Annotated in this window: 17 protein-coding genes and 2 pseudogenes; 7 read left to right on the top strand and 12 right to left on the bottom strand. The window is 61.5% G+C overall.

Going from position 1 to position 23,334, the window contains the following annotated elements:
• Both NW860_RS05825 and NW860_RS05820 read right to left on the bottom strand, forming a co-directional pair.
• Positions 1 to 181, bottom strand: a pseudogene (locus NW860_RS05825) (RNA-guided endonuclease TnpB family protein); the annotation flags it as partial.
• Between the two features lie 80 nt (positions 182 to 261).
• A complete protein-coding gene (locus NW860_RS05820) occupies positions 262 to 777 on the bottom strand; it encodes a hypothetical protein (RefSeq protein WP_414406069.1) in 516 nt (171 codons plus the stop codon).
• Between the two features lie 242 nt (positions 778 to 1,019).
• On the opposite strand from NW860_RS05820, the gene pcrA reads away from it, so the two are divergent.
• Positions 1,020 to 3,347, top strand: coding sequence for a DNA helicase PcrA (gene pcrA, locus NW860_RS05815; RefSeq protein WP_414512991.1), 2,328 nt, complete (start codon positions 1,020 to 1,022; stop codon positions 3,345 to 3,347).
• Positions 3,348 to 3,508: 161 nt separating this feature from the next.
• Positions 3,509 to 6,718, top strand: coding sequence for an AAA family ATPase (locus tag NW860_RS05810; RefSeq protein WP_414512989.1), 3,210 nt, complete (start codon positions 3,509 to 3,511; stop codon positions 6,716 to 6,718).
• Positions 6,719 to 6,817: 99 nt separating this feature from the next.
• Here the strand turns inward: NW860_RS05810 and NW860_RS05805 are convergent, their stop codons facing one another.
• From NW860_RS05805 to NW860_RS05790, 4 genes and pseudogenes are all read right to left on the bottom strand, one after another.
• A complete protein-coding gene (locus NW860_RS05805; RefSeq protein WP_414512995.1) occupies positions 6,818 to 7,081 on the bottom strand; it encodes a DUF2973 domain-containing protein in 264 nt (87 codons plus the stop codon).
• The gene (locus tag NW860_RS05800) at positions 7,081 to 7,401 is read right to left on the bottom strand and encodes a DUF2605 domain-containing protein (protein ID WP_414406072.1); all 321 of its coding nucleotides are present in this window, start codon (positions 7,399 to 7,401) and stop codon (positions 7,081 to 7,083) included. Before NW860_RS05800 ends, NW860_RS05805 begins: the two co-directional genes overlap by 1 nt.
• Positions 7,402 to 7,440: 39 nt before the next feature.
• A pseudogene (locus tag NW860_RS05795) lies at positions 7,441 to 8,925 on the bottom strand (cobaltochelatase subunit CobN); the annotation flags it as partial.
• A gap of 19 nt (positions 8,926 to 8,944) precedes the next feature.
• Positions 8,945 to 10,123 (bottom strand): transaldolase, encoded by a 1,179-nt coding sequence (locus tag NW860_RS05790; RefSeq protein ID WP_414512986.1) that lies wholly within the window; start codon positions 10,121 to 10,123, stop codon positions 8,945 to 8,947.
• A gap of 222 nt (positions 10,124 to 10,345) precedes the next feature.
• On the opposite strand from NW860_RS05790, the gene clpS reads away from it, so the two are divergent.
• The gene (gene clpS, locus NW860_RS05785; RefSeq protein ID WP_414396415.1) at positions 10,346 to 10,627 is read left to right on the top strand and encodes an ATP-dependent Clp protease adapter ClpS; all 282 of its coding nucleotides are present in this window, start codon (positions 10,346 to 10,348) and stop codon (positions 10,625 to 10,627) included.
• A 15-nt stretch (positions 10,628 to 10,642) separates the two neighbouring features.
• Entirely contained in the window at positions 10,643 to 11,437 is a 795-nt protein-coding gene (locus NW860_RS05780; protein WP_414412065.1) for a lysostaphin resistance A-like protein, read from the top strand.
• On the opposite strand, the gene NW860_RS05775 is transcribed toward NW860_RS05780, so the two are convergent.
• Both NW860_RS05775 and NW860_RS05770 read right to left on the bottom strand, forming a co-directional pair.
• Positions 11,387 to 12,898, bottom strand: coding sequence for a sodium:solute symporter family protein (locus NW860_RS05775; RefSeq protein WP_414512984.1), 1,512 nt, complete (start codon positions 12,896 to 12,898; stop codon positions 11,387 to 11,389). The two genes, NW860_RS05780 and NW860_RS05775, sit on opposite strands and share 51 nt — an antisense overlap.
• Entirely contained in the window at positions 12,891 to 13,142 is a 252-nt protein-coding gene (locus NW860_RS05770) for a hypothetical protein (RefSeq protein ID WP_414512982.1), read from the bottom strand. The genes NW860_RS05775 and NW860_RS05770 overlap by 8 nt, the downstream gene beginning before the upstream one ends.
• 57 nt (positions 13,143 to 13,199) lie before the next feature.
• Here NW860_RS05770 and dprA point away from each other — a divergent pair, with 57 nt between their 5' ends.
• Positions 13,200 to 14,351 (top strand): DNA-processing protein DprA, encoded by a 1,152-nt coding sequence (gene dprA / locus NW860_RS05765; protein ID WP_414512980.1) that lies wholly within the window; start codon positions 13,200 to 13,202, stop codon positions 14,349 to 14,351.
• Here dprA and NW860_RS05760 read toward each other — a convergent pair.
• The 4 genes from NW860_RS05760 to NW860_RS05745 all read right to left on the bottom strand — a co-directional run bounded on the left by NW860_RS05760 (position 14,290) and on the right by NW860_RS05745 (position 20,337).
• Positions 14,290 to 15,042, bottom strand: coding sequence for an SOS response-associated peptidase (locus tag NW860_RS05760; protein WP_414512979.1), 753 nt, complete (start codon positions 15,040 to 15,042; stop codon positions 14,290 to 14,292). The genes dprA and NW860_RS05760 overlap by 62 nt on opposite strands.
• A gap of 9 nt (positions 15,043 to 15,051) precedes the next feature.
• Positions 15,052 to 18,432, bottom strand: coding sequence for a maltose alpha-D-glucosyltransferase (gene treS, locus NW860_RS05755; RefSeq protein ID WP_414512977.1), 3,381 nt, complete (start codon positions 18,430 to 18,432; stop codon positions 15,052 to 15,054).
• Positions 18,433 to 19,049: 617 nt separating this feature from the next.
• Positions 19,050 to 19,463: a hypothetical protein gene (locus NW860_RS05750; protein WP_414512975.1), complete on the bottom strand. Its 414-nt coding sequence runs from the start codon at positions 19,461 to 19,463 to the stop codon at positions 19,050 to 19,052.
• Positions 19,447 to 20,337: a 6-carboxytetrahydropterin synthase gene (locus NW860_RS05745; protein ID WP_414512973.1), complete on the bottom strand. Its 891-nt coding sequence runs from the start codon at positions 20,335 to 20,337 to the stop codon at positions 19,447 to 19,449. Before NW860_RS05745 ends, NW860_RS05750 begins: the two co-directional genes overlap by 17 nt.
• Positions 20,338 to 20,553: 216 nt before the next feature.
• Between NW860_RS05745 and NW860_RS05740 the strand changes: the two genes are divergently transcribed.
• Complete coding sequence (locus NW860_RS05740) at positions 20,554 to 21,849, top strand: homoserine dehydrogenase (RefSeq protein WP_414512971.1); 1,296 nt, start codon at positions 20,554 to 20,556, stop codon at positions 21,847 to 21,849.
• 34 nt (positions 21,850 to 21,883) lie between these two features.
• Positions 21,884 to 23,320 carry a protoporphyrinogen oxidase gene (gene hemG / locus NW860_RS05735; RefSeq protein WP_414512969.1) on the top strand — a complete coding sequence of 479 codons (1,437 nt, stop codon included), beginning with the start codon at positions 21,884 to 21,886 and terminating at the stop codon, positions 23,318 to 23,320.
• Positions 23,321 to 23,334 lie beyond the last annotated feature (14 nt).

Below are 23,334 nucleotides of genomic sequence, written 5' to 3'. Positions count from 1 at the left end.
GTCTGTTTTCAGGATCACTGGGAAACCAACGCATAAGCGTGGCAGGCTTCAACCAAAGACCTTTCTTGCGAACAACCCGCCAAAAACTGACGAGTGTCTTGGAGTACAGCTCGCCTGCGGCTCTGCTCAAAAGTTGCAGTTGGTCTGAAACTCCCAGCTTGAGCTTGCGGACAAAGTACATGCAAAGTTGTCCTTCTGCTATCTAGAGCATCATACAAAAAGCCGCTCTCAACGGCAGGGCTTGAAACCCAGTTTTCTTGGTCAAATGCGCGTACGAATGCACTGGCGAATGCGGAGATTGGACTGGTCCAGGTTGGCAAACCCACTTAGAAGCGTGCCCCGACCGTCTAAAAGCAGCAGGGCGGCCTGGCGGCGAAAATCGATCCCGGGTAGCACTTCGGCGGCGATCTCCTGCAGCTTCTGGATGGCTGCCCCCTCGAAATCAACCGAGACATGGACAAACGGAGAAGCCAAGCGGGGATCTGTCGGCACGCTCTCGCGGATGGCCTGCAGAACCAGGTCTCGCACCAGCTGCAGCCCTCTGCCATCGATCAACACAACCTGGCGCAGCCGAGGGTTGTGCCCAAACTCCAGAGCCAAACTTGTGGAGAGGGCCTCTGCTTGGGAGCGGGTTTGGCGGTTGGTTAAGATCAGCGCCTGCAGGCCGTGGTAGCTGCCTAGGTCAAGGGGATCCCCGGAAATGCTTTCCAGCCTGAGGTCAAGGGATACGTTGGGGCTGCCGTTGCTGGGGCAGTTGCCAGCTTGAGCTGGAGCCAACGGGCCCAAGAAGAGGAGAGCAAAGGTAGCAACCCCACAAGCGACAAGTCTTTTTGGAAAAGCAAGCAGGCAGCCGCAGCCAAGCAAAACTCGTTTCATAGCAGCAAGTTCTGGGGTGGGCTGGCCAAATCTTAACCAATCTTCATCTTTGGCCTTGGCGCTCCTGGTCGGGCTTCCCACCCCCGTTGGGTTGCCAGCCTGGGCCCATAATGGAAAGCAGTCTCTCGGGGGCGGCAATAAATATGGCTTCTAGTTCCTTGTTGGATGGCCTCAATCCCTCCCAACGCCAAGCGGCGCAGCACTTTTGTGGCCCTTTGCTGGTGGTGGCGGGGGCAGGTTCCGGCAAGACACGCACCCTCACCCACCGCATTGCCTACCTCATCCGCCACTATCGGGTAAATCCAGAGGAGATTTTGGCCGTTACCTTCACCAACAAGGCCGCTCGCGAAATGAAGGAGCGCATCGAGCAGCTTTTTGCCGAGCAGGAGGCGCAGGAACAATTTGGGATCCCTTTGGCGCAACTGGAGCCTGCTCAGGCCACCCGGCTGAAATCCAGTGTTTACCACCGTTGGATTAAGCCCCTTTGGATCGGCACGTTTCACAGTCTATTTGCCCAGATCCTGCGCCTGGAGATTGAAAAATATCGGGATCCCAAGGGACGCAGGTGGACTCGCCATTTCTCAATCTTTGACGAGTCTGACGCCTACTCTTTGATTAAAGAAATTGTGATCAATCGGCTTAACTTGGATGAGCGCCAGTTTGATCCCAAGTTGGTGCGCCATGCCATCAGCAAGGCCAAAAACCAGGGCTGGACTCCTGCGGATCTGGAGCGCCACCAGCCCAATTTCCGCGGCCGCGTCCTAGCTCAGGTTTACGAGCTCTACGAAGATCAACTGGCGGCCAATAATGCCCTCGACTTCGACAACTTAATTTGGATCCCGGTGCAGCTTTTCCGCCAAAACGAGCAGGTTTTGGCCTACTGGCACCAGCGCTTTCGGCACATCTTGGTGGACGAATACCAAGATACCAACCGCACCCAGTACGAACTCATCCGGCTGCTAGTTACCAATGGGGAGAGCTGCCGCTCCAAGTGGGACTGGACCAATCGCTCCATCTTTGTGGTGGGTGATCCGGATCAAAGTATCTATCGCTTTCGCGGGGCAGATTTTACCATTTTGCTCGAGTTTCAAGAGACCTTTGGCGATGGCCTTCCAGACGACGACACCCGCACCATGGTGAAGCTGGAGGAAAACTATCGCTCTACAGCTACTATTTTGAAGGCAGCCAACGTCTTGATCGAGAAAAACACGGAGCGCATCGATAAAATTCTCCGGCCAACTCGCCCTCCAGGCCATCCTATCGTTTGCTACCAGGCGGAGGACGAGATGGCAGAGGCTGAGTTTGTGGTCAACACCATTCGCAAGTTACACAGCCAAAATCCCAACTCTTCCTGGGGAGATTTTGCCATCCTCTACCGCACCAACGCCCAATCTCGCCCTTTTGAGGAGGTTTTGCTGCGGTGGGGGATCCCCTACACAGTGGTGGGCGGGCTGCGATTTTACGAGCGCAAGGAAATTAAAGATGTGCTGGCCTATTTGCGGGCCGTGCTCAACCCTGCCGACTCCTTTAGCCTGTTGCGCATTATCAATGTGCCGCGGCGGGGTATTGGCAAATCCACTTTGGACAAACTAACCGAAGCAGCAACTGCCCTCAATGTGCCTTTGTGGGCCATCCTCTGCGACGAGGCTGCTGTAACCAAGCTGGTGGGGCGCTCCGCCAAGCCGGTTATCCAGTTTGCCCAGTTCATCGAACATTGGCACAAACAAGTAGCGCAGGTTTCCGCTGCTACCCTTTTGCAAGAATTGCTGCGGGATTCTGGGTATCTAGCAGATCTCAAGGCCCAGGGCACGCCAGAGGCTGAGGAGAGAATTGCCAACGTGATGGAGCTCTACAACGCCGCTTGTCAATTTGAGGAAGAAGAGGAGGATCCCAGCCTCGAGGCTTTCTTGAGCGCTGTCTCTTTGGCTGCGGATTTGGACAATCTGGAGGAAGGGGCCGAGAAAGTTGCCTTGATGACGTTGCACACTTCCAAAGGACTGGAGTTCCCCGTGGTCTTTTTGGTGGGGTTGGAACAGGGTCTGTTTCCCAATTTCCGCACCCTGGAGGATCCGGCTGCTTTGGAAGAAGAACGGCGCCTTTGCTACGTAGGCATTACCCGCGCCCGCGAGCAATTGTTTCTCTGCTACGCCAGCAAAAGACGCCTCTACGGCAACTGCGAGCCTGCCATCCCCTCTCTATTTTTGAGTGAGCTGCCGCACAACCTGATCCAGTGGCAGAGAGGCGGCCTGCTGCAACCTCGCCGGGTAGCCGAACCCAGAGAGGCAGCTACTGGCTGGGAGGGATCCCAGCGCTGGGCGGTGGGAGACTGTTTGCAACACCCCAAATTTGGCCAGGGGCAAATTACTCACATCTTTGGCAGCGGCGACCAGGTTACCTTAGCTGTGAGGTTTCCCGCGGTGGGCCAAAAAATTTTGGATCCCCGTATTGCACCCATCCAAAAGCTCAGCTAGCGCTCTGGTCCAAAACGACTTTGGCAGCTTGACCGGGCAGGGCGTCTTTGAATCTGACCTGGGGGCATTGGCCGATGCAGGACTTGGGATCTGGCAAATAACTTCATAGACTAGAGCAAAGGGCTCATCGCCATGGTTTTGCTGCAACCAAAGCCGCCCCTGTGATCCCGGTTCGCCTGACCTTACGCAACTTTCTCTGCTACTCTCAGGCGGTTTTGGATCTGCGCGGGATCCACACCGCTTGCATTTGTGGTCCCAACGGGGCAGGCAAATCGGCTTTGCTTGATGCCCTTACCTGGGGCCTCTGGGGCCAGAGCCGGGCCAGCAACGACAGCGATCTCATCCGCAAAGGAGCTAGCGAAACCTGGGTGGAGGTGATCTACCGCTCGCGCGGACAGACCTACCGCGTCCTGCGCAGCCGTCACCTCTCGGGGGAGGGATCCCTGGAGTGGCAAATCCAGATTGGAGAAAGCGAGGGCCAAGCCCGTTGGCGCAGCCTTACCCGCCGGGGCCTGCGCGCCACTCAAGAGGCAATTGAAAGTCAGCTTGGCCTTGACTACGACACCTTTCTCCACTCCGCCTACCTGCGCCAGGGACAGGCCGATGCCTTTACCCTAAAGCGCCCCGGCGAGCGCAAGCAGGTCTTGGCGGACATGCTCAAGCTGGGCCAGTACGACTTGCTGGCCGAGCGCTGCCGCGAACAGGCCCGCAGCGCCAAGCTCAGAGCCGACCTGCTCCAAGAGCGCCTGCGCAAGCTGGAGCAACACCCCACCGACCTCGAGCAAATCCAAACGCAACTGGAGCAGCTTCAGCAACGGCAAACCCATCTGCAACAGCTCTTGGTGCAGCAGCAGCAGGAGTTGCAGGCTCTAGAGCGCGCCTACGAACATCGCCGCACCCTCCAGGAGCGGTACCAGCAGCTTGCCCACCATGTGCACAAGCTCAGCGCCAACCTGCACCACACCGAGCAGCAGTGGCGAGCGCAGCGGCAGCAGCTTTTGCAGTTGGAAGAGCTGGTTGCCAAAAGCGAAGAGATCCAGGCCGGCTACGAACGCTATCAAGCCCTGATGGCGCAGGATCGCCATCTCCACCATCTCTTCCAGCAGCAACAACAGCTGGTGCAGGAACGCCAAAAGCTGCAGGCCCAACAGGCCGAGCAACAGCAGCAATACCTGCAGAGGATGCAACAGCTGCAACAGGAATTGGCTGCCTGCCAGGTCCAGGCTCAGGCCGATGCCCAACTCCTGGCCGAACAGGAGCGCATTGAAAACGCCCTGTACCACTACCGGCAGGCCTATGAGCGGCTGCAGAGCTTGAACGAGGCTCAGGCTCAAGCGGCCACCCTCCTAGAGCAACAACGGCACTGGCAGGAGGAGATCCGCCGCGAGCGGGAACGCCTGCAAGCCCGCCTCCAGTTCCTCAAGCAGCATCTGCAAAGCCAGGAGAGCCTGGCCCAACAGCAGCAGCAACTGGCCGAGAAAATTGCCGCCGGAGCAGCGGCCCTGGCCGAGCTGGAACGGCAGCGCCTCTACCAGCAGCAGGTGCTGGAAAAAATCCAAGAGCGCCGCCTCTTTGTGCAGAAGCTGCAGGAGCGGCAGCGGGTTCTCCAGCAGCAGTGGCAACAGGAGGAGGAGCACTGCCGCCTGCTAGAGGATCCCTGGGAAACTTTCCCCCTCCAGAAGGATCCGAATTGCCCAGGCGCTGACCCTCCTGAACCCGGAGAGCCCTACTCTGTCCCTGCTTTGGCGGGGGTGAAGGCCGTGGCAGACAAAGCCACCCCCGAAGCAGCCTTCTCGGAGCAGCCTGCTGCGCCCGCACCGCCCGCCCCAGGGCTGGCCACGCCAGGATCCCAGCTCTGGGTTTGCCCCCTCTGCGCTCGCCCCCTCAGCCCGCCTTTGAGGGCGGTGGTGCTGCAAAAACACCGCCAGCGCCAAGAGGAGATTGCCGGCGAGCTCTTTGTCATTCGCGAGCAACTGGCGGTGGCCGACCGGGAGATCGGGCTGTTGCAAGAAGAAGCTCAGCGTCTTGGCCAGGAATTGGCCACCTGGGACGAGCGACTGCACCTCCAGGGGCGCCTGCAACAGCAGTGGGAGGCCGAGCAGGAGCGCCGTCGGCAGCTGGAGGCCTGGCGACTAGAAGCGGCAGAACTGGAGCAGCTCCTCAGCCAAGAAGCCTACGCCCAAGAGGCACGGCAGCAGCTTGCCCAGATCCAGCAGTCCCTGCAGCAGCTGGGCTACGACGAGCGGGAACACGCCCTGCAACGAGCAGAGCTGGAGCGCTGGCGCTGGGCCCTGGGCCGCTCCCAGGAACTGCGCAAAGCCCAAGAGCGCCGCCCTCGCCTGGCCGAGCAAATCGCCTCCCTGCAAGCGCAGCTAGAAGCCCTGCGGCAGACAGCCTCCTCTACTGCTCTGGCGGAACGGCTGGCCCAGATCGAGCAGGCGCTGGACCACCTTGGCTATGACGGATCCCTGCACCAGCAAGTAAAAGCAGAGCTGGCCCAGGCGCAACTGTGGCCGGCCCGCCTGCAAGCCCTCCAGATGGCCTGCCAGGAGCTGCCAGAAGCAAGAGCCCGCAGCCAGGTCTTGGCCCAACGCCTACAGGAAAGCCGCCAGCAGCTTGCCCAGGCCACCCAAGAGCTGGAGGCGCTACAGCGACAGCTGGCGGAGCAGCCCGAGGTCTCACCTGCTCACCTGGAAGGGATCCGCCAAGCCCTGCAGGAGCACCGGCAAGAGCTAGATCAGGTGCTCTCTCAGCTTGGGGCGGCCCAACAGCGGTTGCAGCAAGCCCTTGAGCGACAAGCGGAGCAAGCCGAGCTGGAGCAGCAACTGCAGCAAGCCCGCCGCCAGCAGCAGGTGTACCAAGAGCTGGCCAACGCCTACGGCCGCAACGGCATTCCTGCCCTGATCATCGAAAACGTCCTGCCGGAGCTAGAAGCCCAGGCCAACCAGATCCTGGGCCGCCTCACCCAGCACCGCCTGCAACTCCGCTTTGTAACCCAGCGCTCGGGGCGACGTTCGGACAAGCTAATCGAAACCCTCGACGTCCTCATCGCTGATCCCCGCGGCACCCGCCCCTACGAGACTTATTCCGGGGGAGAAGCCTTCCGCATCAACTTCGCCATTCGCCTAGCGTTGTCTCGCCTGCTCACCCAGCGCGCCGGCTCTGACCTGCAAACCTTGATCATCGACGAGGGGTTTGGATCCCAGGACGCCACCGGGCGGGCCCAGCTGCTGGCGGCCATCAACGCCATTGCCTCCGAGTTTGCCTGCCTCCTGGTCATTACCCATATCCCGAGCCTGCAAGATGCCTTTCCCTGCCGCATCGAGGTGCAGCCTTCTCCCCAGGGATCCCGCCTCTCCATTCGCAGCTAGTCGGCTGGCGGGGGCCGCCAGCCTGCCTTTGCAGCCAGGGGAAGCTAAGGCTCTCCTGCTTGAGCTTTTGCGCAGGGGTCGGCAGCCCCCCTGTCGCTCTCAATCCTCGTCAGGGGATCCAGAGTAGAGATCTTCCAGGCGGCTGCGGGCTTCCTCCAGGCTGGTTGTGCGAATAACCAACAAAGGCTCTTCCGTCAGGTTGCCGTCCGCATCCAAGAGCTCCGGGTGGGGCGCCTGTCGGCGAGCGCGACGCGGCGAGGCCTTGGGCTCTTCTTTGCTTAGAGTTACTACGTTAACCACCAGGTTGCGCAGCGCCACAAAGGCAATGGCGACAAAAGCAATGAGGTAGAGGATCTGCAGCATCACGAGTCAGAGGAGTCAGAAGAGGGGTGAAGTTGGCGAAAGCGGCGGCCCAGCTCGGCGCACTCCATCAGCAGGCGATGCCATTTTGCCATCAGGGCCGGGTCAATGCCAACTTCATTGTCCGATAACCGATAGAGAGCTTCCGCTGCTTGTAACTCCGCTTGGGCAGCCAAGACCCGCTCCAGGAGGGACTGCTGCACTTCTGGGCTGATGAAGTCCAGGGTTTCTTCTTGCAAAAAGCGACGGCAGCGCTCAAACCAGTAGTGGTAGTCTTCTAGCAGCGGCCCCAGAATCTGCCGCAACAGCTTGGCTTTGCTCATGTCTGGGATCTCTTTGGATGAGAAGAATCTTAGCCGAACTTAACGTTCTCCCGCTAGGGATCCCTGGCTGGCCTCTAGCTGGGCTTCCATCTCCAGCATGAGGGCTTCGATCTGAGGCAGCAATTCCTGGGCTTGCTCTTGCCAGTAGCCCCGCTGGTGGGCCTCCAGCAACCGCTCGCTCATATCCCGCAAGGCCCAGGGGTTGTGGCTTCGCAAAAACTGCTGCACCTGGGGATCCAGCAGGTAGGCGCGGGCCACCCCGGCGTACATGAAGTCTGGCACGGCGTGGGTGGTGACATCGTAGGCAAAGAGATAGTCCAGTGTGGCGGCCATCTCAAAGGCGCCCTTGTAGCCGTGGCGCATCACGCCGGCAATCCACTTGGGGTTGACGACGCGGGCGCGATAGACGCGGTCGATCTCTTCGGCCAGAGTGCGGATCTTGGGGTTGTGGGGACGGGCGTGATCCCCGAAGTAGATCTGGGGGTTGCGGCCCTGGAGCGTTCGCACCGCTGCCACCATGCCCCCCTGAAACTGGTAGTAGTCGTCCGAGTCGAGGAGATCGTGCTCGCGGTTGTCTTGGTTGTGCAGGACAACTTGCAGACGGGCCAGTTGCCGCCGCAGCGCTTCGGGGGCTGGCTCTCCCTCCCCCTCGGCCCAGTAGGCGTAGCCGCTCCAGTTGAGGTAGGCGCGGGCCAGATCCGCTTCCGTTTCCCAGTTTTGCGCCTCGATCAGCCCCTGCAGACCGGCCCCGTAGGCCCCCGGCTTGGAGCCGAAGATGCGCAGCCGCGCTCGCTTGGCCGCTTCTGAGGGAGGGATCCCTTGCTCCTGCCAGTACTGGGTATCGGCTAGCACCTGAGCCCGCAGGGGGTTGTCGCTTTCCGGCTCCTCCAGAGCGGCCACAGCTTGCACGGCCCGGTCGAAGAGGGCAATCAGGTTGGGAAAGGCATCCCGAAAAAACCCAGAAATGCGCAGAGTTACATCCACGCGGGGACGCCCCAAAACCGCTACAGGCAGGATCTCGATATCCACCACCCGTCCCCCATCCCAGCGGGGCTTGACCCCCAAAAGCGCCAGCGCCTCGGCCCAGTCCTCGCCACCGGTTCTCAGGGTGGAAGTTCCCCACACGGATAGGCCCAGATGGCGGGGATATTCCCCCTGCTCTTGCACGTAGCGCTCCACCAACCGCTCGGCAGCCAGCGAGCCAACCTGCCAGGCTGTCGGGGTGGGAATGGCGCGGATGTCCACCGAGTAGAAGTTGCGCCCAGTGGGCAACACCTCCACCCGGCCCCGCGTGGGAGCGCCGGAAGGGCCGCTGGGCACATAGCCGCCATTGAGACCGCGTAGGAGATTTTCCAGCTCCTGGGGAGTTTGCTGCAGGCGAGGGAGCAAGTCCCTCTCTATCCACTGCAGCACCTGGCTGGCTGCCGGCCCCGGCGGCGGGTCGTAGGGGATCCCCTGCAGCCGTTGGGCAATCCAGCGGCGGGCTTGAGCTTCTAGGGCAGCTACCCCATCTCCGATGCGGCGGAAGTTCTTGCCCATGGAGCTAATTCCTCAAGTAAACGGCTGCCCCTAGGCCAACCAGCATTTCTTCAGGGGTAATTTTGCCATCTTGGTTGGTGTCGAGGGCATCGAAGACGCGATCTGCCCCCATCCACTCCTCGCGGGTGATGAAGCCATCCCCATCCAGATCGTAGAGGCGGAAGACATCCTGGGCGGCGTGGGTAATCGTCTCCTTGCCGCCCTCCAGCTTCTGCAGCCGCTCGGCGAGCAGTTTTTCCAGCACCTCCAGCGCCTTGGAGAAGCCCTGGATCCCTTCCTCCAGCTTTTCCGAGGCCATGCGGTTTTCCCGGTGCATCTGATCGAAGGTGGCTCGGTCCATCACCAGGCGGGGAATGTCCATTTTCTTGGCTTTTTCCGGATCCAGTTTGCGCTCCAGGTGGCCTTCGGTGTTTTGCAGCTCCGCTAGCAGAGGTGGCGAGATGGTGAGCAGGTCGCAGCCGGCCAGCTCGAGGATTTCCCCGATGTTGCGGAAGCTGGCGCCCATCACCTCTGTTGGGTAGTCGTATTTGCGCAGATAGTTGTAGATCTGGGTTACCGACTGCACGCCTGGGTCTTCGGCGGGCGGGTAGCTCTCCCGGCCGGTGTGTTTCTTGTACCAGTCGAGGATGCGACCCACGAAAGGCGAGATGAGGGTTACCCCCGCCTCGGCACAGGCAATGGCCTGGTGCAGGCCAAACATCAGGGTAAGGTTGCAGTGGATCCCTTCTTTTTCCAGGATCTCGGCAGCCCGGATCCCTTCCCAGGTGGCGGCAATTTTAATCAACACCCGCTCGGGATCCGCCCCTGCTGCCTTGTAGAGCTCGATGAGATGGCGGGCCTTGGCAACCGTAGCTGCCGTGTCGTAGGAGAGGCGGGCATCTACCTCGGTAGAGACGCGGCCAGGAATAATGGACAAAATGCGCACGCCAAAGGCCACCGCCAGTTGGTCGACGGCGTGGGCCACCACGGTTTTGAGGTCGGCTTTGGATCCCAGGTCTTGGCGAGCCTTGAGCAAAGTTTCATCGACAATGCCCTGGTACTGGGGCATTTGGGCGGCCGCTGTGATTAAAGAGGGATTGGTGGTGGCATCCCGCGGCTTAAAGGTCTCGATGGCATTGATATCCCCCGTGTCGGCCACCACGACGGTGATCTCTCGCAACTGCTCCAGCAGGCTCCTGCTCATACTCCCCTCCTTGGGCCTCGCGCTCCGCGGCACTTTGGCAACCTAGTCCCAGTGTCACCTATCTCAGTAGGGGATCCCGCTAGCCGTGAGATTGTCTTAATTCTCTTCCGCTCCCCCTCACGGCTCTTGCCGAGAAGGCTAAAATTCCATTAAGGCTTTTTCCCCTTTCTGCCCCTTTTTTTTGCAGGTGTACGTCTTGCCTTGCTGTAAGGAGGGATCGTCGTGGCTACGGAGACCCTGGTTAAGCCTTCTGTAACCCCAAAGCACATGCCCATGTACCGGGTGTTGCTGCACAACGACGATGTCAACACCATGGAGTACGTGGTGCAGGTGTTGCTGAAGGTGATCCCATCCCTGCTGCCGCAGCAAGCCACCGAAATCATGCTGGAAGCCCACAACAACGGCGTTGCCGTGGTTATCGTGGTGCCGCGGGAACCTGCGGAGTTTTATTGTGAGCAGTTGCGCCAGCACGGCCTCACCAGCTCGATTGAGCCGGAACGCTAGTTAGGAGCAGCGTGGGTGGGCCTGCTGATTGCGAAACTCAAGGTTTTTCCCTTTCCGCTGCGCCTGTTGCTGTTTTTGGGAATCCCCCTCTTGGCCTGGCTGCCGTGGGTCGGGCTAGGGGGGGTTCTCTTTGGGCAAGACTACCTTTGGTTGCCGCTGTATGCCCTGCTGCTCCTTTGGCTGTGGCAGTGGGGATCCGGGTTTGCCGCCTATGGCTTGGACAGTAGTTGGACTTGTCGGGCTGGGATCCTCTGGGGCTTGGGGATCGGTGCCGGGGGGCTTTTCCTGCTGTTTGGCCTGGAGGGGGCCCTGGGCTGGCTGAGCTGGAAGCCAGTGGAAGGGGGATCCCTGCTCGGCTATGGCTTGCTCGGGCTGGGGGTGGGCCTGGCAGTGGCGCTGGTGGAAGAGCTGGTGTTCCGCGGCTGGCTAGTGCAGGAAATGGCGTTGGACTACGGCTGGACAAGGGCGCTATGGGGATCCAGCTTTCTCTTTGCTTTGGCCCATTTCTTGAAGCCGCCAGCGGAGGTTCTTGCCACCTGGCCTCAGTTTCCAGGGCTGTGGCTGATGGGCCTGCTGCTGGCTCAAGCAAAAGTGTGGAACCAAAACAAACTAGGCCTCAGCTTGGGGCTGCACGCCGGCTGGGTGTGGGGCGTTACCTGGGTCAACAACTTGGCCTGGATCGAGTACACCGGGAGGGCGCCAGCGTGGCTCACCGGGATCGGCAACAACCCTCTGGCTGGGCTGATGGGCCTGCTCTTTCTAGGCGGCACCTTCCTGGTTCTCAAGGGGTTGGCCGCCGGCAGAAGCTGAGCAACCTTCCCCCGCCCAAGGGCCGTTCTCATAGTAGGCGGCTACCCTCTCCTGGTCAGGCTGAGTCAGCAAGCTCACCCCCACCAGCACCGCCGTGCCGATGACCACCGCCGGGATCACCGGCAGCCAGCCCCCTGTCCAAGCCTTGGGCAACAGGCCCGAAAGCCACCCCAAGGTGAGGCTGCTGGAGACCAAAGCCCCGGCCACGGCTCCAGCGCGAGTTGCCCGCTTCCAGTACAGGCCGGCCATCAGGATGGGAAAGAGCATGGCATAGCCCTGAAAGCTCCAGGTGGCAATCTGGGCAATAAGCCCTGGCGGCCTGACGGCAATGGCAAAGGAAACTAGCCCAATCCCCAACACTACCCCGCGGCCCAACAGCTCCTCCTGGTGAGGGGAAAGCGGGCGCTTGAGAAAAGTAACCACCAGATCCCGCGTAACCAGGGAGCTGGCTGTAAGCAGTTGCGAGTCCGCCGTGGACATCAAAGCTGCTAGCGCTGCTGTAATCACCACCGCCGCCACGCCGCTGGGCAGGGTCTGCAACATCAGCGGCATGACCTGATCCGGCTGCTGCAGCTCAGGAAAAGCCAGCCGGCCCCAGACGCCAATGAGGGCTGCCGGGAAAAACACCAGCAGAATGAGGAGCGGCCAGACCACCATCAGGGTTTGGAAGGGACGGGCACTCTTGGCCATGTAGAAGCGCTGGAAAAATTGGGGAAAAAGGGGCGTGGCCATGAAAAACAGCAGTTGGTTGCCAAGCAGCGTCTGCCAGCTCCAGCGCCCCTGCGGGCCGGGCAAGCTCAGCCAGGGATCCAACTGGCTGCCAGCCTCCTGGCCCCACCTCAAAGCCACTGCCACAAGAGCCACCCCCATCCCCAAAACCAAGATGATCCCCTGCACCACGTCCGTCCAGACCACAGCCTGGGATCCGCCAAAGAGGACATAGGCCAAGATCACCAAGGCCACTACCACCGCCAGAGGCCAATAGGGGGTCCCCTCCCCCAAGACTGCAGCCAGCGTGCGCGCCCCACCGATAATCTGGATGCTGATGTAAGGGGCGGTAAACGTCAGGGCGCTCAGGCAATAGAGGAGAGCCAGGAGAGGACTATTGAAGCGGTGGCCAAAAAACTCGGAAGGGGTAATAAAGCCGAAGTGGCGCGCTGCCAGCCACACCCGGTAGCCCACCCAGAAAAACAGCCCCGAGATCAGTGCGGTGGTGACCCCTACCCCTAGAAAGATCCCCAGGCCGTGGGTGTAGGCATCCGCTGGCACCCCAAGGAAAGTAAAGGCGCTCAGCAGCGTCGCCAGGGTGGTTAAGGTCAAGGCCAGGGATCCCAGCCCTCGCCCTGCCAAAAAATAGCTCACTGGATCCTGGCCGCTGTGGCGATAGCTCCAGAAGCCAATGGCCGCCAATAGCAGCAAGTATGCCCCCACCACACCCAGACTCAAAACCGTGTTACTCATCTCCGCCTCTCGGCCAGCAAACGCGCACAATGTAGAAGTTAAGAGGTACCAACAGCAGGACAGCCAATCCCGCCAGCCAATACCAGGCCGGGATCCCCCAAAGCTGCGGCTGGGCAGAGCGGGATCCGACCCAGGTCAACAGCCACAGCAGGGGGTAAGCCCCCCACACCCAAGCCTGGCGCACCTGTCCAAACCGCAGTGGCCTGGCTTCCTGAGGGCCACCCGCGGAATCTAACCCTGACATTTGTCCATCTCCTGATTTTTTGCCGATTATGTAAGATACAGCCACTGGTGCAGACAATTGTCCTTCTCCAGTTCTCCTTCACCTCTCGCCCTCAAGAGGGAGCCTTGGCCAAGCCGCGGAGAAAGGGAGCGGCCCTATTGGCTCGCTTGGGCGCGGGTTAGAGGGATCGGCCCCCACCGCCTCAAGCGGCTGGCGGAGTTTTTTGGATCCTTGGAGCGAGCTTGGCAGGCGGACGCCCTGGCCCTACAGCAGGTGGAGGGCATTGGCCCCACCCTGGCAGAGGCGATTGTTTCCGCCCGTCCCGCCCTCGACCCTGGGGAGATCCTGGAGCAAACTCAAAAGCCGGGGATCCCCTTCCTAACCCCTGCGGATCCTGGCTATCCGCCGCTGCTGTGGGAGCTGCCGGATCCGCCGCCTGTTCTCTACGTCCTGGGAGAATGTCCTGACTGGCAGCAGCCGGCCATTGCCGTTGTCGGCACCCGCGCCCCCACCGCCTACGGTCGGCAGTGGACCCAGAAAGTCAGCGCCGCCCTGGCGCAAGCCGGCTGTGTGGTGGTGTCGGGATTGGCCACGGGGATCGACGGCATCGCCCACCAGGCCTGTCTGGAGGCAGGGGGCAAGACGGTGGCTGTGCTGGGAACGGGGGTGGATCAGGTTTACCCCGCCCATCATCGCCCCCTCTACCAACGCATCCTGGAGCAAGGGGTCGTCCTCAGCGAGTATCCCCCCGGCACGCCGCCGGCCAAGGAGCACTTTCCCCAGCGCAACCGCATCATTGCCGGCCTCTGCCGCGCCACCTTGGTGATGGAAGCCCCAGAGCGTTCAGGAGCGCTGATTACTGCTCAGCTCGCCAACCACTACGGTCGGGAAGTGTACGCCCTGCCAGGGAATATCGACACGGCGGCAGCCCGTGGCTGTCTGCAGCTCATCCGCAATGGGGCAGGCATGATCCTGGGGATCGAGGATCTGCTCAAAGAGCTGGGCTTGGTTCCGGGATCCCCGCTCCCAGAACAGCCTGCGTCCCCTGGCCCCAGCGATCCCCAGCAGCAACTCCTCTGGCAGATCCTGGGCAATGAGGTCCTCAGCCTCGACGCCCTAGCCCAAACCACCCAGATGGACATGGCCACCCTTTCCAGCACCCTGCTCCTCATGGAACTGGAGGGGTGGCTGGTGCAACTGCCGGGGATGCGCTACCGGCGGGCTCGCTGAGGTTGGATCCCTGCACCGCTTCCCCGATGGGAGCACGGCAAGTGGGATCCTCGTGGCGAGGGTTGTTCACATAGGTGCTGACGGGGTAGGCGGCCATGGCCTCTGCCGGGTAGGGGCGGAGTAGGGGCAACAGCCGCTTGGGATCCTGCACCTGGGGATCCAGCCAGAGCTCGTAGTCGCTTTCTAGCAAAATGGCCGGCATCCGCTCGTGGAAAAGCCCCATCAGCCGATTGGCCGGCGTGTTGAGGATGGCGCAGGTTTCTATCTCCACCCCTTGTGGGCTGCGCCAGCGCTCCCAAATGCCGGCAAAGGCAAACACCGGCCGATCCACCAGGTAAAACCAGTAGGGTTGTCGCTTGGCCGTGCCCTGGTCGGCCCACTCGTAGAAGCCATCTGCCGGGATCAGGCAGCGGCGGCGGCGGAAAGCCTCGCGGAAAGAGGGCTTCTCAGCCACCGTCTCAGAACGGGCATTGATCCAGCCAGCCTGGGGAGCTCGGCTCCACCTGGGGATCAGGCCCCAGCGGAACTGGGTTGCCTTCCGTCCCAGCTCCGTTGAGGCCACCACTGCCAGCACCGGCTGAGAAGGGGCGATGTTGTAGCGGGGCTGGAGCGCCAGCCATGACCCCATCTTGATTTGAAAATGCTGCTGCAGCAGTTCGGGGGCCGCCGCCAGGCTAAACCGTCCGCACATCCGGGATCCTCAGACCTTGGTGGAAATGCCTAGCAATTGTAGGATCCCGCGCAGAGGGATCTCCACGTACTCGGGGCGGTGGTTGAGCTCATAGCCCAGCTCGTCAATAGCTTTTTCCAGCAGATAGGCATCCAACAACACTTCCAGCTCCTGCGGGCTGCGGGGCAGAAAAGCCCCTTGGGAAGCCACCTGCAGATATTCGGCCAAGAAAGCAGCACAAACCCAGCGGTACCAAAACTGGGCCCAGCGCCCCATGTCAGGGCACTTGTCTCCGCAGACCAGGCCGCTTTCCAGTTGCTGGCGCAAGGCGGTGTGAACAGCGTAGTGGAAAGAGCGCAGCATCGCCACCACATCCCGCAGGGGGCAGCGTTTGAGGCGGCGCTCCCCCAGGGACCGGCGCGGATCGCCCTCAAAGTCGATGATGAAAAAGTCCTTGCCGGTAAACAGCACCTGGCCCAGGTGGTAATCCCCGTGGCAGCGAGTGCGCAAAGCCGTGATCTTCCGCTCCAGGATCAGGCGGAAGCGGCTCATGATCTCCCCTTCTTGGTCGTAAACCGTCCGGGCTAGCTTGGCCTCCAGCTCTGGCAGGTTGGGGATCTGCTTGGCTAAGACGGGAAACACCTGGCCCACCAAGTTGCGCAGGGATTGGTAGAGGGAGCGCTGGTAGAGACTGGAGAAAGGCTCCGGCGCAAAGTCTTTGTTCTCGGTGTCAGCGGCCAAGGCAAGGTGGAGTTCGGCGGTGCGCTTGGCTAAGATCCGCACCGACTCCAGGTAGCTGCCAATGGTGGCATAGGCCAGCTCCGGCAGGGGAAGCTGCGCAAGCTCTAGGAAAGAGCCCTGAGGCACCGGCACCGCTTCCACCGCGGCGTGGTGGACAAGCACGGCTTCGAAGAACTGTTCCAAAGTGTCTAGGGTGTAGTGCCAGGCATCTCCCTCGTTGGGGATGTACTCCTGCAAAATGGCCAAGGTAATCTCAGAGCCTCGCGTCCCGCGGCGACGACGATACTCCAGGGATCCCAACAGCCGCGGCACCCGCACCTGGGGATGGTGCTCTAGCAGGTAGCGGCCAACCTCCAGCTCCGGGTTTACCCCCTCAGCCAACCGGCGGTAGAGCTTGAGGAGGTACTGGTTGCCGTAGACCACCGAGGTGTGGCTCTGCTCCGCCTTGAGGAGGCGAGGCTCCAGGCTAGGGTCGTACTCAAGCGTGGCAAAGCTAGTGGCCCAAAGCTCTCCCCGACCGTGGCGCAGACGGCTCTGCTGCACAATCATCTGCAGCAGACCCAACAAGAAGGTCTTATCAGCCAGAGCGTCGAAAATCACTTCCGTTGGCTCCCCGGCCACTTGCACAGGGAGGATGACTGCCTGGGGCGCCTCTACGCGCAGGTGTACGGCTGCTTCTTGAGTGGCATAGCCCACGGGTAAAGAGTAGAGCTCCGTATCTCCCTCGAGGAACTCGGCCTGGAGCAGCAAGATCTGGCTTCGCAGCAAGGGATCCCCTTCTCGACGGCAAGGGATGGCCTGCAAAATATGGATCGACTGAAGCTGGCGGTTTTTGGAGCTGAACCACTGACAGCGGTAGAGGTAGTCTCCCAAGACGGCCTCCACCTGCTTCTGGTTTTCCCCTTGAAAGAGGCTCTCCCAACTACCATCTTGAACAACCAGAGTGGCCGGGCGGACCTGCTCCTCTGGCCTGCTAGGGCTGAGGTGAATTTGCTTCGTTTTGGTCTCGAGGGAGAACCAGTAAAAAGAGTGGGGGCCCAGCGTTAGGAAATAGGGCAGCCGCCCAATGGGGGGAAACTCGGTGCGCCCAAAGATCTCCACTGGGATCAACCCTTCCCACGGGGACAGATCCAGCCCCACCCACTGGGCGTAGCGCGAGAGATTGGCCACCACCAGGATGCGCTCGTCGCCGTAGGCCCGCACAAAGGCCAGCACTTTGCGGTTTTCCGGGTGCAGCACCTCAAAAGAGCCGCGGCCAAAGGCCTGGAAGCGCTTGCGCACGGCAATCATCCGCTTCATTGTCCACCAGAGGGAATGGGGGTTATTCCGCTGCGCTTCCACATTGACGGCTTCGTAGTGGTACTCGGCGTCGATGATGACGGGCAGGTAGAGCTTCTGGGGGTTGGCCCGCGAAAAGCCAGCGTTGCGGTCAGCGCTCCACTGCATGGGGGTGCGCACGCTGTTGCGATCCCCTAGGTAGATGTTGTCTCCCATGCCAATCTCGTCGCCGTAGTAGATCACCGGCGTCCCCGGCAGGGAAAACAGGAGGCTGCTCATCAGCTCAATGCGGCGGCGGCTGTTGCCCAAGAGAGGAGCCAAGCGGCGGCGGATGCCCAGGTTGATCCGCGCCTTGGGATCCTTGGCGTAGACCTGGTACATGTAGTCCCGCTCCTCGTCAGTGACCATCTCCAGGGTGAGCTCGTCGTGGTTGCGCAGGAAAATGGCCCACTGGCAGGTTTCGGGAATGGGAGGGGTTTGTTGCAGGATGTCAACGATGGGGAAGCGATCCTCCATCTGGAGGGCCATAAAGAGCCGTGGCATGAGGGGGAAGTGGAACTCCATGTGGCACTCGTCCCCATCGCCGAAGTAGGCTACGGCATCTTCCGGCCACTGGTTGGCCTCAGCCAGCAGCATGCGGTCGGGGTACCTTTGGTCGATGTGTCGGCGCAGAGCCTTGAGAAAGGCATGGGTTTCTGGCAGACTCTCGCAGGAGGTGCCTTCCCGCTCGTAGAGATAGGGCACGGCGTCCAGCCGCATGCCATCTACCCCCATGCTCAGCCAGAAGTCCACCACCTCGAACATGGCTTTTTGCACGGCGGGGTTGTCGTAGTTGAGATCGGGCTGGTGGGAGTAGAAGCGGTGCCAGTAGTAAGCTTTGGCCACCGGATCCCAGGTCCAGTTGGAGGTTTCAAAGTCCTGAAAGATGATGCGGGCCTCTTTGTACTTTTCGGGGGTATCGCTCCAAACGTAGAAGTCGCGCTCGGGAGTGCCGGGAGCAGCTCGTCGGGCCCGCTGAAACCAGGGGTGCTGATCCGAGGTGTGGTTGAGGATAAGCTCAATGATGACGCGAATCCCGCGTTGATGGGCAGCATCCAGAAAGATCTTGAAGTCTTCTAGAGTGCCCAACTCGGGGTTAACGTTGGTAAAGTCGGAAACGTCGTAGCCGTCATCCTTTAGAGGAGAAGGAAAAAACGGCAGCAGCCAGACGGCTGTAATCCCCAGTTCTTGCAAATAGTCCAGCTTTTCGGTCAAGCCCTGGAAGTCGCCCACGCCGTCGCCGTCACTGTCAAAAAAGGCGCGCACCGGTAGCTCGTAGATGATCGCGTCTTTGTACCAGAGGGGGTTGGAGGTTAAGGGAGAGACGATGCTGCGCAGAAGAGCTTGGCTCATCATATCGGCAACCAAGACTTAGATACCTCGGCAACCCTAACTGTTGAAGAGGGATCCCCTCAATGGGCTGCAGCCTTCTTTATGGTGCCCGGGATCCCAGCAGTCGATGCTAGTAGGCTAGCAGGTTCATTTGTTCGGGCAAGCATTTTGCCTAGGCTAAAGTTGGCTCCGTCTTTAGCCTCTGGGCTCTCTCAAGAGCAAGGGGCAACTGCCCGCAGCTTGGAGGAAGTGACACTCGTGGAGATCTCAGAACGGTTCCCCACCATTGGCACCAACTAGGTGATGCCGGTTCGCTTTTGAGCCTCTTTGCAGGAGACGGTTAGATGGCGCAGGCCAGTGCGGACAGGCTCCTGCTCCACCAAACCCCCGCTAGGGCTTGCTGGGGCAGCTCAGCGTCTTGAGCTACCCAAGCAGGAAACTCTAGGCGAGCGATTTCGGGATCCCTTCCCTGCTAACCAGTAGTGTTCCCTAAAAGTTTCCAGAACAAGCAGCTCCGTTCCCCAGGGGTGAGGGATTCATCGAGCAGCGCTAGTCCTAGGCAGCAACAGGGCCAAGTGAAGTTCTGCTTGGGAGCGGCACAGGGCCAGCACCTCCTCGGTGTCCACGTCATGTCTAGGCTAGGCTCCCTTTGGCCGGACGGGCAGCGGAGAGCCGTCGGAAAGAAAGTTGGAGCGCTCAGGCGGCTTGAGGGGCTCCTCCCCGTAGAGCAGTAGGGGCTGGCTGCCCAGCAGTGGCCACTCTTGTGTGCCGTAGTGGAGGGTTACCTGCCCCGAGGAGTAGGCGACCTCGAGGTGGTCGGGCGGGATCTGGGAGCCGTCAGTGGCCACCACCGTGTGCGGCTCCTGCAGAGGCTCAACTTTGGGCAGGGATCCCCACTCCACCCAGCGAGGCTGCCAGAGCCGGGGCTCCTGCCACAAGCAGGCAAACTCTTGCCAGACTCGGCGCAGGCGTTCTTGGCTGGCCTTCGACTCCTGCTGCAGGTAGTGGGCAAAGGCCGAGAGTTGGCCGCTGAGCTCAACGAGATCCAGCACAGGCGGCTGGCTCAGCCCCACTTGCCAAATCCTGTTCCGCTTCCTCCAAGGGAAACTCCCCGTAGACCTCGCTGCTGTTGTTGGGGCTTTCCTGCAGGCGGACGCGGTGCAGGCGCACCCCTAGCTCCCGCAGGGGCAGAGTCAGCAGCCGCTGGATGTAGAGGGCGATGTTTTCCGCAGTGGGCACCACCTGGGCAAAGTAGGGGATGTCTTTGTTTAAGAAGGTGTGATCCAGGGGTTTGACCACTTGCTCCTCGATCACCCGCTGCAGAGCCGCCAAGTCCACAATCATCCCCGTGCGCGGGTCGATGGATCCCTTGACGGTGATCTCCAGGCCATAGTTGTGGCCGTGGCCGTGAGGGCGGGCGCAGAGGCCATAGATGGCAGTGTTCTCCTCCAAACTTAGGTGATCCAAGGCCAAGCGATGGGCGGCGCTAAAGTGGGTGGCAACGGTTAGGTAAGCTTCCATGGCTTCTCCTCGGTATTCGGCCCAAAGGTGGGGATCCTCGTAGAGGCGCACACTGGCTAGCGGCAGAGCATCGGCCAGGCGCTGCCAGATGGCATAGGCAATGAACTCGGTGGTGGGCAGGGTCTGGGCAAACTCTGGCCAAGCTTCGTTGAGGTAGGCAAGGTTCAGCTCCCGAATTACCCGCTCCTGAATCACCCGCTTCACCTGCGAGAGGTTGAGCACCATGCCGTACTCGTCTACCTCCCCCGTCAGGCCCACCTCCAGCACGTAGTTGTGGCCGTGGCCAGGAAAGCGGGCATGGGGGCCGAAGCGGGCCAGGTTCTCGGCTTCCGAAAGCTCCGGCAGCCAGTAGCGGTGGCTGGCAGCAAATTGGGCGCGGCGGTAGATGGTACAGGTTCTGGACATGAAGGCTATGAACTGTAGAGGATCCCCCCTTCAGCATAAACCCCAAACCGGCACTGTCCCCGCGGCGAGGGATCCCTGGGGCTGTCTCGACGCGCCTTCCTATAGCGCCTCGGGATAGATGGCCAAGATCTCGTCCTGATGGGACTAGGAGTGTGTCAACCTGGTAAAGGTAGGGAAGTCTTCGGGTCGCAGGGAGCGGCAGACGAGGGAGCGGCTGTGGTCTATCGGGTTGGGCTATTGGGGCTGGGTACTGTCGGCACAGGCGTGGTCGAGATCTTACAGCGCCCTCCTCATCCTCTGTTGCAGGCAGTCGAAATTGCGGCGGTGGGGGTGCGTTCCCTGGACAAGCCGCGGCTGGTGTCGATTCCGCCTGAGCGCCTGACCACTGACCTAGAGCGGATTGTCTCGGATCCAGAGATTGATGTGGTCATTGAGCTCATGGGCGGCCTGGAGCCGGCTCGCAGCCTTATCCTGAAAGCCATTGACCACGGCAAACCGGTGATCACGGCCAACAAGGCAGTGATTGCCCGCTATGGGATGGAGATCTTTCAGGCTGCCGCCCAGGCCAGGGTGGCCGTGCTCCTGGAGGCAGCGGTGGGGGGTGGGATCCCCGTCATCCAGGCTTTACAGCAGTCGCTACGGGCCAGCCGCATTCAGGCGGTCTGGGGCATCATCAACGGCACCACCAATTTCATCCTTAGCCAGATGGCCCAGGAGGGCAGCTCCTTTGCCGAAGCGCTGGCCCAGGCCCAGGCTCACGGCTATGCGGAGGCCGATCCCAGTGCCGATGTGGAAGGATGGGATGCGGCGGACAAGATTGCCATTTTGGCCAGCCTGGCTTTTGGGGTCGCGGTGCCGCGGCAGGCCATCCCCTGCGAAGGGATCGGCAGCATCAGCCCCACCGACCTCCGCTATGCTCGCGAGTGGGGCTATACCTTTAAGCTTTTGGCCATCGCCCAGAGGACTGAGGGGCAGGGAGCGGAAACAACCTTGGACATTCGCGTTCACCCCGCGCTGCTGCCCGTTACCCACCCGCTGGCCAACATCCAGGGGGCGGACAACGCCGTCTGGGTGCAAGGGGATCCCTTGGGGCAGGTGGTGCTGGCTGGGCCAGGGGCGGGCCGGGGGCCAACGGCCAGCGCTGTGGTCGGGGATCTGCTCACCCTGCTTGCCCACCTGCAGACAGGGGCCCATCTCCCCAATCCTCTGTGGGGATTGCCTGCCTCTCCCCCTATTGCCTCGCTGCTGCCGCTGGCGGAGGTGCAGTCGGAGTTCTATGTGCGGGTGTTGGCCCAAGACCGGCCAGGGGTGATGGGGGCCATTGGCACCTGCTTTGGCCGCCATGGGGTAAGCCTGGAGAGCATCACCCAAAAGGAGTGCCACCAGGAGCTGGCGGAGATTGTAATCCTCACCCACACTGTGCGCGAGGCCGACTGCCGCCAGGCGCTGGCCGAGATCCAACAGCTTCCCCAGGTGGCTGGGATCCCCAGCCTGTTTCGCGTGTTGCGCTAGCAAGTGGAGGAGGACAGACACCGTGGAGGCGGCAGTGGATCTTGCAACCCCCAAACTCCTCAGAGCCGAGGTGGTCGTCCTTGGGGCGGGCATCAGCGGTCTCACCCTGGCCTGGCGCCTGCGGCAGAGCTCCGCTCAAGTGCTCTTGGCCGAGGCCAGCTCCCGCGTCGGCGGCTGCATTTCCACCCAGTCCAAAGACGGCTACCGCTGGGAGGAAGGCCCCAACAGCTTTACCCCCACCCCTGCCCTGCTCAACCTCATTGCTGAGGTGGGCCTGACCGACCAACTGGTGCTGGCCGATGCCAAGCTGCCCCGCTACATCTACTGGGAAAGGGAGCTGCTGCCGGTGCCGCTTAGCCCCGCGGCAGCCCTGAGCTCCCGGCTGCTCAGTGTGGGCGGCAAGCTGCGGGCTCTGCAGGGCCTGTTGGGGTTTGTCCCGCCGCCGCCAGGGCACGAGGAAACGGTGCGGCAGTTTTTCCAGCGACAACTGGGATCCGAAGTGGCCGAGCGCCTAGTGGAGCCCTTCACCTCAGGAGTCTATGCCGGCGACCCAGATCAACTCAGCGCTGTGGCGGCTTTCCCGCGGGTAGCTGGCCTAGAGGAGCGCTACGGCAGCCTCTTTGCTGGCGCCTTGCAGGCTCTGCGCCAACGACCCCAGCCTTCTCCCGTAGCCATCCAACCCCCGCCCAAACGCGGCCAACTGGGCAATCTCAGGCAGGGGTTGCAGCAGTTGCCAGAGGCCCTAGCCCAAAAGCTGGGCGACAGCCTGCGGCTGGGCTGGCGAGCCGTGCAGCTTAAGCGGGAGGGAGAGCTCTATTGGGTGGGCTTTGAGACGCCAGAGGGATCCCGCTGGGTGGCTGCTCGCCAGGTGGTGCTGGCTCTCCCCGCCTATGAGGCTGCTGCGCTGCTGCAGGGGCTCAACCCCCCAGCCAGCCAACTCTTGGCGGAGATCCCCTATCCGCCGGTAGTGGTGGTGGCTCTGGCCTATCCCCAAGAGGCCCTGCCCCAGCCGCTGCGGGGCTTTGGCCACCTCATCCCTCGCTCCCAGGGCCTGCGCACCCTGGGCACCATCTGGGCTTCCTGCCTTTTTCCCGAGCGCGCTCCCCAGGGCTACCACAGCTTCCTCAGCTTCCTCGGCGGCGCCACCGATGCTGCCTTGGCCCGCCGGCAAGGGATCCCACCCATCCCTACGCTGTCTCCTGAGGAGCGAGCGCAAATTGCCCACGCCGAGCTTAGCCAGGTTCTGCTCACCCGCCGCGTCGAGCCCATCTACCTAGGGGAACGCCTATGGCCCCGCGCCATCCCCCAGTACACCCTCGGCCACCGGCAGCGGATAGCCCAGGTGCAGGCCCACCTGGCCTCCCAGACGCCGGGGATCTGGGTGTGTGCCAACTACCTGGATGGCGTAGCTCTGGGCGATTGCGTGCGGCGAGCTGAGGCCCTGGCGCAGCAGCTTTTGTCCCAGGCCTAGTCCTCCGCTAGTGG

Origin of the sequence: Synechococcus sp. F70.1 (assembly GCF_047502745.1) — a bacterium.
In the GTDB taxonomy this organism is placed as follows: Bacteria; Cyanobacteriota; Cyanobacteriia; order Thermostichales; family Thermostichaceae; genus Thermostichus.
The sequence above is the reverse complement of the archived record's forward strand: the minus strand, read 5'-3'. Positions and strand labels throughout refer to the sequence as shown.